We start from the raw sequence: 520 nt of genomic DNA on the forward strand, positions 1-520 counted from the left end.
TCAGGCCGACCACAGTCGTACCAGTCCTCAACCTCGAAGAACTTCATCGTACTCCCTTCGTCGATCATCAGTTGACGTCCATCAGTGAGTTGATACTCATCCCCGGCACCTCGAATATCGTTTTCTACGAGATTTCCGAGTGCACCGAACAATGTAGGGGTATCCTCAATAACGTACACGCCACTGATCGCGAGGTCCGAAGGCGGGACATCAGGCTTCTCAACGAGGCCAAGAATGTGATCTCCCTCTGTTTCGACAACTCCGTAGTGGCTCGGCTCCTCAACCGGCTTAACACCGATACTGGCGTCAGGGCGTCCGAGTTCCGCGTGCGCTTCGAGGAACGACTCGTAGCCGTTTTCGAAGATCATATCGCCCAAAACGATAAGCACAGGTTCGTCTCCAACGATATCCCGGGCTTGGTACACGCTGTGTCCTAAGCCCTCTGCGGATTGCTGTTCCGCGAAGCGCAAGTTAAAGCGATCTCCGAAGGCGTCCTGCGCGTACTCGGTGATTTGTCGCT

At 54.6% G+C, this 520-nt stretch carries 1 protein-coding gene; it reads right to left on the minus strand.

The window, feature by feature from the left end:
- On the minus strand, nucleotides 1–425 hold a 425-nt coding region (locus tag DVK07_RS21090; protein ID WP_255410506.1), incomplete at its 3' end, for a sugar phosphate nucleotidyltransferase.
- Between the last annotated feature and the right edge of the window lie 95 nt (nucleotides 426–520).

The sequence above is a fragment of the Halorubrum sp. Atlit-26R genome, assembly GCF_003666015.1.
In the GTDB taxonomy this organism is placed as follows: domain Archaea; phylum Halobacteriota; class Halobacteria; order Halobacteriales; family Haloferacaceae; genus Halorubrum.